The 14750-nt window shown below is 61.1% G+C and carries 13 protein-coding genes; 3 read left to right on the top strand and 10 right to left on the bottom strand.

The window, feature by feature from the left end; genetic code table 11:
* The first annotated feature begins 1 nt into the window (after nt 1).
* The 3 genes from C6W91_RS13120 to C6W91_RS13110 all read left to right on the top strand — a co-directional run bounded on the left by C6W91_RS13120 (nt 2) and on the right by C6W91_RS13110 (nt 3311).
* A complete protein-coding gene (locus C6W91_RS13120; RefSeq protein ID WP_065271599.1) occupies nt 2-922 on the top strand; it encodes an ABC transporter permease in 921 nt (306 codons plus the stop codon).
* A complete protein-coding gene (locus tag C6W91_RS13115) occupies nt 919-2199 on the top strand; it encodes an ABC transporter permease (RefSeq protein ID WP_274839990.1) in 1281 nt (426 codons plus the stop codon). Before C6W91_RS13120 ends, C6W91_RS13115 begins: the two co-directional genes overlap by 4 nt.
* 152 nt (nt 2200-2351) lie before the next feature.
* On the top strand, nt 2352-3311 hold the full coding sequence (locus tag C6W91_RS13110; RefSeq protein ID WP_065271597.1) for a cation transporter: 960 nt from the start codon (nt 2352-2354) through the stop codon (nt 3309-3311).
* 73 nt (nt 3312-3384) lie between these two features.
* Here C6W91_RS13110 and C6W91_RS13105 read toward each other — a convergent pair whose 3' ends face one another.
* From C6W91_RS13105 to C6W91_RS13060, 10 genes are all read right to left on the bottom strand, one after another.
* Entirely contained in the window at nt 3385-4158 is a 774-nt protein-coding gene (locus C6W91_RS13105) for a DeoR/GlpR family DNA-binding transcription regulator (RefSeq protein ID WP_065271596.1), read from the bottom strand.
* A 48-nt stretch (nt 4159-4206) separates the two neighbouring features.
* Nucleotides 4207-5100: a TIGR01459 family HAD-type hydrolase gene (locus C6W91_RS13100; RefSeq protein ID WP_065271595.1), complete on the bottom strand. Its 894-nt coding sequence runs from the start codon at nt 5098-5100 to the stop codon at nt 4207-4209.
* Nucleotides 5097-5999 (bottom strand): glycerophosphodiester phosphodiesterase family protein, encoded by a 903-nt coding sequence (locus C6W91_RS13095; protein WP_065271594.1) that lies wholly within the window; start codon nt 5997-5999, stop codon nt 5097-5099. The genes C6W91_RS13100 and C6W91_RS13095 overlap by 4 nt, the downstream gene beginning before the upstream one ends.
* Before the next feature lie 9 nt (nt 6000-6008).
* Nucleotides 6009-7088, bottom strand: a complete 1080-nt coding sequence (locus C6W91_RS13090; protein ID WP_065271593.1) for a sn-glycerol-3-phosphate import ATP-binding protein UgpC — start codon at nt 7086-7088, stop codon at nt 6009-6011.
* On the bottom strand, nt 7089-7937 hold the full coding sequence (gene ugpE / locus C6W91_RS13085; protein WP_274830339.1) for a sn-glycerol-3-phosphate ABC transporter permease UgpE: 849 nt from the start codon (nt 7935-7937) through the stop codon (nt 7089-7091).
* Entirely contained in the window at nt 7937-8818 is an 882-nt protein-coding gene (gene ugpA / locus C6W91_RS13080) for a sn-glycerol-3-phosphate ABC transporter permease UgpA (protein WP_065271591.1), read from the bottom strand. The genes ugpE and ugpA overlap by 1 nt, the downstream gene beginning before the upstream one ends.
* Before the next feature lie 81 nt (nt 8819-8899).
* The gene (gene ugpB, locus C6W91_RS13075) at nt 8900-10213 is read right to left on the bottom strand and encodes a sn-glycerol-3-phosphate ABC transporter substrate-binding protein UgpB (protein WP_065273600.1); all 1314 of its coding nucleotides are present in this window, start codon (nt 10211-10213) and stop codon (nt 8900-8902) included.
* A gap of 446 nt (nt 10214-10659) precedes the next feature.
* Nucleotides 10660-12177 (bottom strand): malonyl-CoA synthase, encoded by a 1518-nt coding sequence (locus tag C6W91_RS13070; protein ID WP_274839989.1) that lies wholly within the window; start codon nt 12175-12177, stop codon nt 10660-10662.
* A 3-nt stretch (nt 12178-12180) separates the two neighbouring features.
* Nucleotides 12181-13437, bottom strand: a complete 1257-nt coding sequence (locus C6W91_RS13065; RefSeq protein WP_065271589.1) for a malonyl-CoA decarboxylase — start codon at nt 13435-13437, stop codon at nt 12181-12183.
* Nucleotides 13434-14750 (bottom strand): TRAP transporter large permease, encoded by a 1317-nt coding sequence (locus C6W91_RS13060; RefSeq protein ID WP_065271588.1) that lies wholly within the window; start codon nt 14748-14750, stop codon nt 13434-13436. The genes C6W91_RS13065 and C6W91_RS13060 overlap by 4 nt, the downstream gene beginning before the upstream one ends.

Here is a 14750-nt window from a genome sequence, read left to right as displayed (position 1 = left end):
GATGCCTCGTTTTCTGAGGGAATTCTTCAACCGCAACGGCGTCGGCATGGGGTCTTTGATGCTGGGTCTGGTCCTGTTCTGGACCGTGGGCCTCATCATCCTGCCGCAGCTGTCGATGCTCGACTTCTCGTTCCGGCCCAACCTGCCACCGCCGGAAATCGGCGGACCTAAGGATGTCTATACTGTCGAGAACTACAAATACCTGATCTACGGCCCCGAGGGCGGCAGTCAGGACTATAACGCAGTCGATCTGCGGGTGTTCTACCGGACCCTGATCGCAGCCGTATTCGTGACCCTGTTCAACCTGATCCTGTGCTATCCGATTGCCTATTATCTGGCGCAGACCAAGGGCAATCACATCCGCATCTTTGCGCTGATGCTGATCATTCCCTACTGGATCAATGAGATCCTGCGCGCCTTTGCCCTGCGCATCATCTTTGGCGAAACCGGGGTACTGAACAACGCATTGGTGGGGCTGGGGATTTTCGACACACCCTTTGATTTCATTCGCAACGATATCGCGCTCTATGCCGGGCTTGGCTATGCCTACATCCTGTTGATGATCTTTCCGATCTACAACGTGATCGAAAGCCTTGACCGCAACCAGATCGAGGCGGCGCGGGACATGGGGGCCAGCTGGCCGATGATCCACCGCCGCGTGGTCATCCCCTATGCCAAACCGGGCATTTCCTCGGGCTGCACCATGGTCTTTATGCTGTCGGCAGGGGCGCTGGCGGCGCCGCAAATCCTGGGTGGCCCATCGTCGCTCTGGTTTACGCAGCTGATCTATCAACAGTTCAATGACAACAGTGACTGGCCACAGGGCGCGGCCTATGCGGTGGTGCTGCTGGTGACCTGTATCCTGCTGGTGTTGGCGATCATGCGCCTGTTCAAGGTCAACATGGGGGATATCGGCAAATGAAGTCCTTCTCCTTGATGCGCGCCAGCCTCTGGATCTATCTGGCGATCTTCTTTGCTTATCTGCTGGGCCCCTTGGTGATCATGTCGGTCACCGCCTTCAACAGCCCCGAATTCCCGCGGGCCACGCCCTGGGAATGCCTGACCTTCGAATGGTTCTCGGCCTTGTTTCAGGACGAGCGTATCCTCAACGGGATCAAGAACTCGATTCTGGTAGGGGCGGGCACGGTGGTACTGTCGGTGGCGATGGGGCTTGCCGGGGCACTGATGCTGACCCAGATCTGGCCCAAGCTGCGCGCCACATACTACACCATCATCATCGCGCCGATCCTGATCCCCGGCGTTGTCATCGGTATTTCGACGCTGGTGTTCTGGGACCGGATCAACCGCATGGTGGGTCTTGGCGCCGACAGCTTCCTGTCAAACGGGCTGTTCCTGACGGTGATCGGTCAGTCGACCTTTATCGCCAGCTATTGTATGCTGGTGCTGGTGGCACGCTTGCAACGCTATGACGTGGCCCTGACCGAGGCGGCGCTGGACCTTGGCGCCACCCATGCGCAGGCCTTCCGCAAGGTGCTGCTCCCGTTCATGAAGCCGGCGATTGCCTCGGCTGCGGTTCTGGCCTTTCTCGCCAGTTTCGAGAACTACAACACCACCACCTTCACCTTTGGCGAATATCCGACGCTGACCATCGAACTGGCCCAAAAGGTCCGTTATGGCATCACGCCTGCGATCTCGGCCCTGGCCTTTATCATCGTGGTGCTGACCGTCTTTGCCGCGCTGTTCAACGAGGCGAACATCCGCCACAAGGAACTGGTGGCCACGGCCCGCAAGGGCGCTACGGTCGAAGAGCTGGAAAGCGGCAAGTTCCGCGTTCCGGGTTTTCTCAGCTCGAACTGGGCGGCGGTGGTCCTGGTGGTTCTGGCCTGCGCTACGGTTGTCGTTGTCGGCACCGCCACGGTCTACAGCCCCGCGCAATGTATTGCCGATGTGCAGGAGCAAAAGCGCATCGAGACCGAGCTGCGCATCCAGGAACTACGCCAGCGCCGCGCCGAAGAAGCGGCCCGCAAGGCGGCGGAAGAGGCCGAAACCGCGCCGAAACCTCAGGCAGCGCCCTCTGGTAACAACTCCGGCTTTGGCGGAGTCTTCAGCCCCAATGCCCTGACTGGCGGCGGCGAGGAGGAAGAAAGCAAGGCGCCCGCGACGGAGGACAGCAACAACTCCGGCTTTGGCAATGTCTTTGCTCCGAGCACGCTGAGCGGCGAGGGCAGTGGCGACTGACCTTGGTCTGAAGCGAAAATGAAAAGGCGGCTCTGAGGGGCCGCCTTTTTCTATGGTTGCGCGGAAGGCAGGCATGCCTTGCGGGTGTTGGCAGACATTCGATGGCAGGATAGGGATGCAGCGAAACGGGTGTCACATTGGGAAAGCGCGATATGGCTACGCAGAACGGCGATAACACAAAGCGCCTTGAAAGCCGTTCGCTGGGCGTGGCCATGTGGGGCAACCTGTTCATGGCCGCAGCAGGGTTGGTGGCGGGTGTGCTATCGAACTCCAACGCGATCATGATGGACGGTCTGTTCTCCCTGATCGGATTCGGTTCCGCGCTTCTTGGACGGCGGATCAGCCGCCGCATTGATGCAGGCCCCGACAAGGCGCGCCCCTATGGCTATGCTGCGGACGAAGCGATCTTCTCCACCTTCCGGTCGCTGTCCCTTCTGGGACTGGTCCTGTTCGCCATCACGAATGCGATCAAGAACGTTTACAACTACCTCAGTGGCATGACGCCTGAGCCGCTGAATTTTGCCCCCATGATCATCTACTTTGCAGGGATCGGGCTGGTCTGCGCGATCCTGTGGGGGTTCCATCATTTTACCTGGCGTCGAACGGGGAAGCGCAGCGCGATCCTGCGGCTTGAGGCAAAGGCCGCGATGTTTGACGGGCTGATCACGGCTGCTGCGGGTGCCGGTCTGGGCGCCATCTATATGTTCCGGGATGGCCCGCTGGCACCGGTTGCGCCGGTTGGCGATTCAGTGATTGTACTCTTGCTCTGTCTGCTGGCCATCGGTTCCTATGTGCGTGAATTCCGGGGTGGGCTGGGCGAATTGGCCGGCGCGAGCGCGCGGCCGGAGTATGTCGCGAGCGCCCGGCGCAGCCTGCGGTCCGCGATCGCCGAGGATGGCGGCGAATTGCAGGACATGTCGGTGACCAAACTGGGCCGTACGTTCCTGGTGACTGTCTACTACGATCCTCGCCGTCCCATGTCAGCATCAGACATCGACAAGCTGAACCTGCGCATGATCGAGGATGCGCGCAAGACGCTGAAGGGGGCGGACGTGCTGCTGTTGATTACCGAACATCCCCGGCGCTGGCCCGATGCTCTGAACCCGTTCTGAAATCTGCGGTCCCGGTAGGACGGCCCTGCATGTTCGCCGGGAGGCCTCTCCGACTTGTTGCTGTCCGTTTTCGTCAGCCTGTGCGGCTGTGACCTGTCCCGCTGGCCAGCGTCACGGGCGGCCCGGACCAATCGACGTCCTCGGGCAGGCGGTCGGTGATGAAATGATCCATCGTATCGAACCCCGCAACGCGGTGGGCGGCAGAGCGGCTCCATTTCGTATGGTCGGCCACCAGCAGCATCCGCCGCGCGCTGGCGCGGATCGCGTTGCTGACCTCGGCGTCGAAGTGTTTGAAATCGAGGATACCGTATTCGGGATCCAGCGCCCCGGCGCCGATCACGCCGAAATCCGCGACGAACTTCCGGTAGCCTTCCAACGCCTGTGCTCCAACCAGATCGCGGTCCTCAGGGCGCAGCTGCCCTGCTACCACGTGCACATCGCAGGAGGGCGCGTTGCACATCAGCCGGGCAACTTCCAGATTGTTGGTGACGATGGTGATGTCGGGGGTCTGGGTCAGCGCCTCGGCGACGTATTGGACCGTTGTGCCGATGCCCAGAAGAACGGTCGAGCCTTCGGGGATCAGCGCCGCTGCGGCATTGGCGATGGCGCGTTTGCGGTCCTCGTTCAGCGTGGCGCGGGCGTGAAAGTTGAGGTTCAGCGGATTGGACGGCGGCGCCACGCCGCCATGCACCCGCCGCGCCAGCCCCTGATCGCACAGATCGTTGATATCGCGGCGGATGGTCTGGGTGGCGACACCGAATTCAGCAGCCAGTTCGTTGATGGATTGCTGGCCCGAAGCGCGCAGCTGTTCCATGATCTGGCGTTGACGGTCGTTGAGGTCGCTCATCCGGGCTTCCGTTTCTGTTGCCGCCGTCCGAGGTCTTCCACTGTTGGATCAGATCGACGGCGCGATCCAGTCCGGGACAATTCCGCTGCGCTCGATGTAGCCGGTGACATCGTGACCGGCGAACAGCCCGTGCGCTGTGATCAGGGCGGTGTTCCAGCCCTGCGCCTGCGCCCCTAACACATCGGTGTGCAGGGTGTCGCCAACCATGGTGATCCTCTGCGGCGCTATGTCACCAAGTCGGGCCTGCGCTGCAGCATAGACCGAGGGGAAGGGCTTGCCGTGGAACACCGGCGCAATACCCAGCTGATCCCGCAGGGCGACGGCGTAGAACCCCGGTTCCAGCGTCAGCCCGGTTTCGCGCGGGGCGACCAGATCCGGGTTGGCCACCACCAGCGGGCGCGGATTGCGCGCCAGGCTGGCGCGCAGCATCTCCTGCCGCACGTCGGTCCAGTCCGAGGTGCTGAGCAGCAGGAAGGCATCGGCGGCGTCATAGGTGTCGGGCGTATCCTCCAGCGCCACGGCGGCCACCGGCAATTCGGCGGCTTCGAACCCGGCTGGCGCCATCACGCCCCAGGTGCCGTCCGGGGCGATGTCGGTCAGGCAGGTCTCGCAGACCTCGCGGCTGGAAATGATCTCTTCCGGGGCAAAGTCAAAGCCGAGACGGGCGAATTTCTCAGTTGTCTGGGTGCGGGTAAAGCTCGCTGCATTGGTCAGAACCAGCAGCGATTTCCCGCTATTGCGCAACTGCTGCACCCGTTCATGGGCGCCGGGGATCGGGCTGTCGCCAACGTTGAGCACCCCATAGGCGTCAAAGACGAAGGCGTCGGTCTGATCCATCACCTGGTCAATGCCCGAGACGGGCTTGGCCTGCCCCTTGTGGCTGCTGACGGGCAGGTGGGCGCGGATTTCCTCGTATCTGGCGAAAGCCATTTCGGGGGTCATGATGCCAATTCCCCGGCTTCCGACAGCTCTTTGCGCAGGCGCACGGCTAGTGCAGGATCGTCGGTGATCACCCCGTCCACATCCGCCAGCAGACCTTTGCGGATCGCATCTGCGCCGCGCATGGTCCAGACCATGACCTGCAGGCCAAGGCTCCGGGCCAGCTCCCGATGGGCAGGCGTCAATTCCCAGAACAGCGGGCTCCAGACAGTCGCGCCGGTGTCGGCAAGATGGCGCAGCATCGCCTCTGGATCGGCAGGGGCGCCGTCCAGCCAGGGCGAGCCGTCGTAGAGGTTGCCAGAGGCGTGGATTTCGCGGCTCATCGACAGGTGCGAGCGGCGGAACTGCGGTGCTACGCGTTTAGCCGCCGACAGGATCTGCCAGTCAAACGCATGGATCAGGCAGTGATCCTGGGTTCCCGTGGCGGTGATGACATCGACCGCAGCGCGCACGAAATCCTCGGGCGCGGGTTCTGCGGCGTCTTCGGGGTCGTGCTTCAGCTCGACCAGAACATCGACGGGACGGTCGGCCTTGGCCACCAGATCCAGCACCTCGGACAGGCGGGGCACACGGGCGCCGGGCAGGTCCTGCTGCTGCGGGTGCTTCTTCGCGTACTCCGAACCCGGACGAATACCGCCCACGTCAAAAGCGCAAAGCTCCTCGTAGGTCAGCGCGCCGATGGCCGGGCCTTCCTCTGACAGGAACACACCCGCGCTGTCGCGGGTGGTGTCGGCCAGAAGATGGTGATTGTGGGTGACGACGGGCACGCCGTCGCTGGTCAACAGCACATCCAGCTCGATCCCATCCGCGCCGGAGGCGATGGTATGCGCGAACCCGTCCAGAGAGTTCTCGGGGAGAACATCCGGGGCGCCGCGATGTCCGAATATCTTGGGCAACTGCATGATCCGTCCTCAGGCCAGTCGTTTGCCAGAGGCCAGATCGAACAGGTGTAGCTGATCGGCGCCACAGCCCAGTTCCAGCGTCTCGCCGCTGTCATGCTGCTGCACGCCGGGCAGGCGCACGGCCAGCGGGACCGAGGTGCCGGAGACCTTGCCGTGGACCACGGTATCTGCGCCCAGCTGTTCGACGAAATCGACTTCCAGATGGAACTGCGCTGCGCCCGAGGCATCAAGCGACAGATGCTCGGGGCGGATGCCCATGGCGATCTTGGCGCCTGCCATTGTGGGGATCTCATCGGCAAAGCGGATGTCGCGGCTGCCATCAACCAGCAGGCTGCGGCGATCCTCGGTGACGGTGCCTTCGACCACGTTCATCGCGGGACTGCCGATGAAATCGGCAACAAACCGGCTGGCAGGACGCAGGTAGAGATCCATCGGCGTGCCGATCTGCTCCACCTTGCCCGCGTTCATGATGATGATCCGGTCCGCAAGGCTCATGGCTTCGACTTGATCGTGGGTCACGTAGATGAAGGTGGCGCCAAGGCGCTGGTGCAGGGCCTTCAGCTCGGCGCGCAGCTGGGTGCGCAGCTTGGCATCGAGGTTCGACAGCGGTTCGTCGAACAGGAACACCTTGGGATCGCGCACGATGGCGCGGCCCATGGCGACCCGCTGGCGCTGACCACCCGAGAGCTGCGCCGGTTTGCGGTCGAGATATTCCTCAAGCCGCAGGGTGCGGGCGGCCTCGGCGATGCGTTCGGCGATCTGGTCCTTCGGCAGGCCTTCGTTCTTGAGGCCGTACTCCATGTTGCCGCGCACCGACATATGCGGATAAAGCGCGTAGTTCTGGAACACCATCGCGATGTCACGCTCACCCGGTTCCAGATCGTTCACACGGCGCTCACCGATGCTCAGATCACCTGCGGTGATGCTTTCCAGGCCCGCAATCATCCGCAGGATGGTGGACTTGCCGCAGCCCGACGGGCCGACCAGCACGATGAACTCTCCGTCGGCAATATCCGCGTTCACATCGGATACGGCAGTAACGCCGCCGGGATAGGTCTTGCCCAGGGATTTGATGTTGAGAGTAGCCATTTATTTCTCGCTTTCGACCAGCCCTTTGACAAAGAGCTTTTGCATTAGAACGACGACCAGAACCGGAGGGATCATGGCAAGGACGGCGGTGCCCATGATGTAGTGCCAGACCGGCAGCGACTCGCCCGAGTTGACCATGCGCTGGATGCCCATGACGACGGTGTAGAGGCTTTCGTCGGTGGTGATCAGAAGCGGCCAGAGATACTGGTTCCAGCCGTAGATGAAGAGAATGATGAAGAGCGCCGCGATATTGGTGCGCGACAGCGGTAGCAGAATGTCCTTGAAGAAACGGATCGGACCTGCGCGGTCGATGCGGGCGGCCTCGACCAGCTCATCCGGGATGGTCAGGAAGAACTGGCGGAACAGGAAGGTTGCCGTGGCCGAGGCAATCAGCGGCACGGTGAGGCCCGCGTAGGTGTTCAGAAGACCCATCTTCACCACTACATCGAATGTGGGCAGGATCCGCACTTCGACGGGGAGCATCAGGGTGACGAAGATCATCCAGAAAAAGCCCATGCGGAAGGGGAAGCGGAAATAGACGATGGCATAGGCCGACAGGATCGAGATGAAGATCTTACCGAAGGTGATGACCAGCGCCATGATCAGGCTGTTGAACATCATCATGCCGATTGGCACACCGCCCGCCTCGGGCAGGCCACCGGCCAGAAGCTGGGAATAGTTTTCCCAGGCCTGATCCCCGAACCACAGCGGGATCGGCGATTGCGACAGTGCGCCCGGACCGTGGGTCGAGGCAACCAGCGCCATCCAGACCGGAAAGCAAAGGAACAGGACGCCGGCGATCAGGATGGCATGGGTAAAGAACGTCAGAATGGGGCGATTTTCGACCATCAGTATTGCACCTTGCGCTCGACGTAACGGAATTGGATGAAGGTCATCAGGATCACCATGCCCATCAGGATCACCGACTGAGCAGCCGACGATCCGTAGTCCTGACCAATAAAGCCAGTGTTGTAGACGCGGAACACCAGGATCGAGGTGGCGTCTGCAGGGCCACCTTCGGTGGTGGCGTGGATCAGGGCGAAGGTGTCAAAGAAGGCATAGACGAGGTTGACGACCAGCAGGAAGAAGGTAGTGGGCGTCAAAAGCGGGAAGGTGATCGACCAGAAGCGGCGCACCGGCCCGGCCCGGTCGATGGCGGCTGCCTCGATCAGGGACTTGGGAATGCTTTGCAGCCCGGCAAGGAAGAACAGGAAGTTGTAGCTGACCTGTTTCCAGGCGGCGGCCACCACGACGAGCAACAGGGCCTGATCACCGTTCACATAGTGGTTCCATTCGATCCCGATCCCTTTCAGCCAGTAGGCAACGATGCCAAGCGAGGGGTTCATCAGGAAGTACCAGATCACACCGGCAAGGGCGGGCGCGACGGCGTAGGGCCAGATCAGCAGGGTCCGGTATCCGGTCGCGGCCTTGATCACGCGGTTGGCGGCAACCGCCAGGATCAGCGAGATGGCCATGGCGAGGAAGGCAACCGAGAAACCGAACAGCAGCGTCGTGCGGAAGGACTTCAGGTAGCCGGGATCGCTGAACAGTTCGTAATAGTTGTCCAGCCAGACCCATTCACGGGAAAACCCAAAGGCGTCTTCGATGAAGAACGAACTTTCAAGCGCCTGATAGGAGGGCCAGAAGAAGAAGGCGATGGTGATCGCGATTTGCGGCAGTACCAGCAGGTATGGCAGCAACCGGGAGCGGAAGACGACACGCTTTTGCACGGGCAGGAACCTTTGGGGTGGTCTTTTTCAAAAAGGGGAGGCCCCGCCAGGGACCTCCCTATAGCCAACATGTGGGGATGATCAGTCGTTGGCTTTTTCAAACTTGCGCAGCAGGGCATTGCCGCGCTCTACAGCTTCGTCCAGGGCGGTCTTGGCGTCTTTGTCGCCTGCCCACACGGCTTCCAGCTCTTCGTTGATGATGTCACGCACCTGCACGAAGTTACCGAAACGGACGCCTTTGGAGGCCGGTGTCGGTGCGTTCAGGGACAGCTGCTTGATCGCGGTGTCGGTCAGCGGATCGGATTCATAGAAACCCTGTTCCTTGGACAGATCGTAGGCCGCGGTGGTGATCGGAACATAACCGGTGTTCTGGTGCCAGTAGGCCTGCTGCTCGGGGGCAGAAACGAACTGGAAGAAGTCGGCGACACAGCTGTATTCCGCTTGCTCGTGACCGTTCAGAACCCACAGGGTTGCACCGCCGATGATCGAGTTCTGCGGCTTGTCCGCCACTGCGGTGTCAACCGGCAGCATGGTCTGGCCGAATTCGAAATCGGTGATGTCTTTCTTGAAGCCACCGTAATAGGCCGAGGAGTTGATCCACAGCGCGGTTTCGCCGTTCACGAACTGACCACGGCTGTCACCGCGACGGCCGCCGTATGCGAACAGGCCTTCTTTGCCCATGTCGGCGATACGCTGGATGTGGTTCACAACCGCGTCGTTGTTGAAGCTGAACTCGGTTTTCAACGAGGCAAAGCCGTTTTCCTCGGTACCCATGGGCAGGTTGTGCCATGCCGAGTAGTTTTCGATGTTCGACCAGGACTGCCAGCCAAAGGAGAAGGGCTTTTCAACGCCGTTTGCCTTCAGGGCGCGGGCGGCTTCTTCGACTTCGTCCCAGGTGGTGGGAACGTCAACACCGGCAGCGTCCAGCGCGGTCTTGTTGTACCACAGAACCGGGGTAGAGGAGTTAAACGGCAGCGACAGCAGGTTGTTGTCGGTGTCGGTGTAGTAGGAGATCACGGCAGGCAGGTAGGCAGAGGGATCAAAATCGACGCCTGCGTCTTCCATCAGCTTGTAGACCGGGTAGATCGCGCCCTTGTCACCGGCGGCCATCATGGTGGCGGTGCCAACTTCGAAGACCTGCACAACGTGGGGCTGCTCGCCTGCGCGGAAAGCAGCAATAGCGGCGGTCATGTTCTCGGTGTAGTTGCCTTTGTAGACAGCGTTGATGTGGCAGCTGTCAGAACCGGCGTTGTATTCGGAAGCGAATTTGTCGACGATCTCGCCCAGCTGACCGCCCATGGCGTGCCAGAATTGCACTTCGGCCTTCTCGGCGAATGCGGTTGTGCCGACCATGGCAAATGCGGTGGTCGCCGAAAGAATGGATTTGAGTTTCATGTTCATCTCCTGAGGCCACGGCAGATCAGCCTGTCCGCAGCAATTCCCCGTTATTGATTCCGTATGAGTTCAATCACTCACATGAGGCGCATTATTCTGTCTTTGTAACGCTCATATGAATTCACTTTGCGTTCAGGTGAACATTTCGTCAAGACGGACATAGTCTGCCCAATTAATAATCTTTCACTGCCAACCGGCCTTGCGGCGGTGGTATATGATTGAAGTTTTTAGAATTTTATGTACCAAAATCCGCGGCTGAGGCCGGGCTGACGATGTCGTGAGCAGGCCCGGGAGCCGTTATTTTCTGTTGAAAAGCGCCATCTGAGATCGTCAAAAAGAACAACACCCCGGCGCCGTTGGCGCGGCCGGGGTGCGTTGCAGAAGATCTGATTCTGCCCGACAACCCCGCAAGATTGGGGCGCATATCCGGGCCATCTTCCGTGGCGTCAGGAAGCCTTGAAGGCGTCCTGGTACTGCTCTCTCAGGATGTTTTTCTGCACCTTGCCCATGGTATTTCGGGGCAACTCATCCAGCACCACCAGTTTGCGCGGGTGTTTGAACCGGGCCAGAACGTCACGCACCGCGTCCATGATCGCATCCGTGTCGGGGGTTTCGCCCGGCGCCGGGACCAGAACGCCCAGCACGGTTTCGCCAAAATCCGGGTGCGGTACGCCAATGACCGCGCTTTCCAGCACGCCGGGCTGTTCATCCAGCACCAGTTCGATTTCCTTGGGGTAGATGTTGTAGCCGCCGGAAATGATCAGGTCCTTGTTGCGGCCGACGATATGCACATAGCCGTCCGCGTCCACCATCCCGAGGTCGCCGGTGATGAAGAACCCATCGCTGCGCAATTCGGCTGCTGTCTTCTCTGGCATCTGCCAGTAGCCCTTGAAGACGTTGGGACCGCGCACCTCGATCTGGCCAACCTCGCCTGCGGGCAGGGGGTCGCCCGACGCCGGATCGGTGATCTTCAGCTCCACCCCCGGCAGCGGGAAGCCGACGGTGCCCGCGCGGCGCTCGCCTTCATAGGGGTTGGAGGTGTTCATGTTGGTTTCAGTCATGCCATAGCGTTCAAGAATACGGTGGCCGGTGCGTTCTTCGAATTGCACGTGGGTCTCCGCCAGCAAGGGCGCAGAACCGGACACGAACAGCCGCATATGCCGGGTCAGATCTCCGGTGAACCGCGCATCGCTCAGAAGCCGGGTATAGAAGGTTGGCACCCCCATCATCGTGGTCGCGCGCGGCAGGTTCTCGATCACCGCATCAAGGTCGAATTTCGGCAGGAAGATCATCGCGCCCCCCGCCAGCAGCGTCACATTGCTGGCGACAAACAGCCCGTGGGTATGAAAGATCGGCAGCGCGTGCAGCAGCACATCATCCGGGGTGAACCGCCACTCGGCCGCCAGCGTTTCCGCGTTTGACAGCAGGTTGTTCTGCGTCAGCATCGCCCCTTTGGAACGCCCCGTGGTGCCAGAGGTATAAAGGAAGGCCGCCAGATCCTCGCTTTCCCGGTCGACCGTGTCATAGGAAGTCGGCATCGCCGCCGCCTGGTCCATCAGGGTGCCAGAGCCATCTGCGTTCAGTGTCTCCAGCGCCGCGCCGAGAGGTTTGGTGATGGGGGCGACGGTCGCCTCCTTCCCGGTATCGCAGACCACGACCGAGGCGCCGCTGTTTTCGATGAAATAGGACAGCTCATCCGCCGTATAAGCCGTGTTGAGCGGCAGGAACACCAGACCGGCCTGCGCACAGGCCGCATATAGGGCCAGCGCCTCCGGGGATTTTTCCACCTGAACGGCAACGCGGTCGCCGGGTTGCAGCCCTTTGCCGGTCAGGACATGGGCGATCTGCGCGGCCATCTCAAGAAATGCCTGATGGCTGACCACCTGCCCGTCGGGCAAATACAGAAACGGGGTGGATTTTCCGGCATGGGCACCAAACAGCCCGTCATAAAGAGGATTTGCCATGGGCTAACTTTCTTCTGTTTTTTGCAGCTTTGATGCGGCGGCGAGGGCGCGCACCTCTGCCGTTGCGGCCACCTTTTGGGTGGTGGCGAATTGTTCGTGGTTCTGGGCAACTTTCTTCAGGTCATACAGGTAGTTGACCATCGCGCCGCCGGACTGGGCACGCCCCTTGTCCGAGGTATCCGCATCGGCGTGCACCGCATGGACAATGGCGCCGTTGCCCAGATGAAACCGTGCGACGGGATCAAAGGGCAGGCCACCGCGCCCTTTGGCGTTAAGCAGATAATGGGCGGCGTCCGATTTCATCCGGTCCGCATCGGTTGGATCCCAATCAAAACCTTCCTTTTCGATCCAGCCCGCAAGCCCCGGAATGGGGGAGAGGGTAACAAAGGTTTTGAGCCCCGCCAGTTCCGCCGCCAGATCAGCAGCCACCTGTTTGATCAGGGAGTTGCCAAAGGAAATACTGGCCAGCCCCGACTGGCAGTTGGAGATCGAGTAAAAAACCGCCGTATCAGCTTCGTCCGCCGTCATGGGGGTGCGATCCTCGGCCAAAAGCGCCTGAATGGATCCCGGTGTGCCCTTGGTCAGCGCCACCTCGACAAAGATCAGCGGCTCATCCGGCATCGCAGGGTGGAAAAAGGCAAAACAGCGCCGGTCCGCCGGTTGCAGCCTGCGGCGCAGATCGTCCCAGCTGTGAATGGCGTGCACGGCCTCGTAGGCGATGATCTTCTCCAGAATGTTCGCCGGGCTTTGCCAGTTGATCGGGCGCAGCACCAGAAAGCCTCGGTTAAACCAGGAGGCAAAGAGATGCCGGAAATCCTGATCCAGTGCTTCAAGTTCGGGAATGCCCCGCCCAAGGCGCAACAGATCCGCGCGCATCCGCACCAGCGCACCGGTGGCGCCCGGCACCCGGTTCAGGCGGCGGATCAACTCCTGCCGCCTGGGTTCGACCGCAGCCATGAAGGCGCGGTAGGTCGCCTTTGACGGGCTTTGCTCATAGGCATCCAACCCGCTGCGCACCGCCTCGGGGTCGATGTTCAGCTTGGTGGCGATATGGGTGAAGAACGCCAGTTTGTCCGCGTCCTCCAGTTGCTCGAACCCCGAAATCACCTCGCGCGCCAGCATCAGCTCAGACGTCTCGCCTGCCGATCCAACCAGATCTTCGGCCAGTTCGGCGATGGGCCGGTTGTCCTGTCCCGCCGCGCCCGACCAGCGGTAGCGGCGTTCAAAGACGGTGGAAAGAAGATCTGCGAGAAGGGTCACATTGCACCTCCCATCACAAGGTTGGGCAGCCACGTCGCCAGACCGGGGAACAGGCACAGAAGTACGATGGCCAGCACCATGCAGGCCACGAAGGGCAGCGAGCCGGTGAGGATGGTCTTCAGCGAAATGTCCGGCGCGATGCCGTTGATGACGTAAAGGTTCAGACCCACCGGCGGAGAGATCAGCCCGATCTCCATGTTGATGGTCAGCACCACGGCAAACCAGATCGGGTCGAAACCTGCGGTGGTGATGATCGGCAGCAGGATCGGTGCCGCCATCAGGATCACCGCGACGGGCGGCAGGAAGAATCCCGCGATCAGCAGGAAGACGTTGACCGCCCCCATCAGCACCCAGCGGTTCACATCCAGCGTACCGATCCATTCGGCAATCGACTGGGTGATGAAGAGCGAGCTGAGCATGTAGGAGAACACCCCGGCGGCGGCGATGATGAAGAGGATCATCACCGATTCCTTGGTGCTGTCGCGCAGCACCACCCACAAATCGCGCGGGTTCCACAGCTTGTAGATCACCATCGCTATCAGCAGGCACAACAGCGCTCCGACGGCGGCGGTTTCCGAAGGCGTCGCGATGCCGCCATACATGGCATATAGAACGCCAAGGATGATCAGCAGGAAGGGCACCACGCGGGGCAGGATCTCGAACCGTTCGGCCCAGGTATAGCTGCCCGAGCCAAGACGCTCGGTGTCGCCCGAGCGCCAGGTTGAATAGAGCGACCAGGCCATGAACAGACCCACCAGCATGAGACCTGGAATGACACCGGCCAGGAACAGCCGCCCGATCGAGGTTTCGGTGGCAATGCCATAGACGATCATGGTGACCGAGGGCGGGATCAGGATGCCAAGAGTGCCGCCCGCCGCGATGGAGCCTGCGGCCACGCCTTCGGGGTAGCCGCGTTTGCGCATCTCGGGGATGCCCATCTTGCCGATGGCGGCGCAGGTCGCAGGCGAGGATCCCGACATGGCAGCAAACAGCGCGCAGGCACCAAGGTTCGAAATCACCAGCCCGCCGGGAATGCGGGTCAGCCAGCGTTCCAGCGCCTCATAAAGATCCGCTCCAGCCCGGGTCGAGGCGATGGAGGACCCCATGATGATGAACATCGGGATCGACAACAGGGCGAAATTATCCAGTTTCCCGAACAGGATTTCCGGCATCAGCTCAAGGCTGCGCATCCCGTCAAAGATCATCAAGAAACCGGCCGAAACGATTAGCAGCCCCAGGGCGACCGAGACGCCGGAAAACAGCACGAGGATTGTGGAAAGGGCAACAATGCCCCCAAGAACAAGTGGGTCCAT

It is taken from the genome of Phaeobacter sp. SYSU ZJ3003, assembly GCF_041300735.1.
GTDB lineage: Bacteria > Pseudomonadota > Alphaproteobacteria > Rhodobacterales > Rhodobacteraceae > Phycobacter > Phycobacter gallaeciensis_A.
This window is presented reverse-complemented; position numbering and strand designations above follow the sequence as displayed.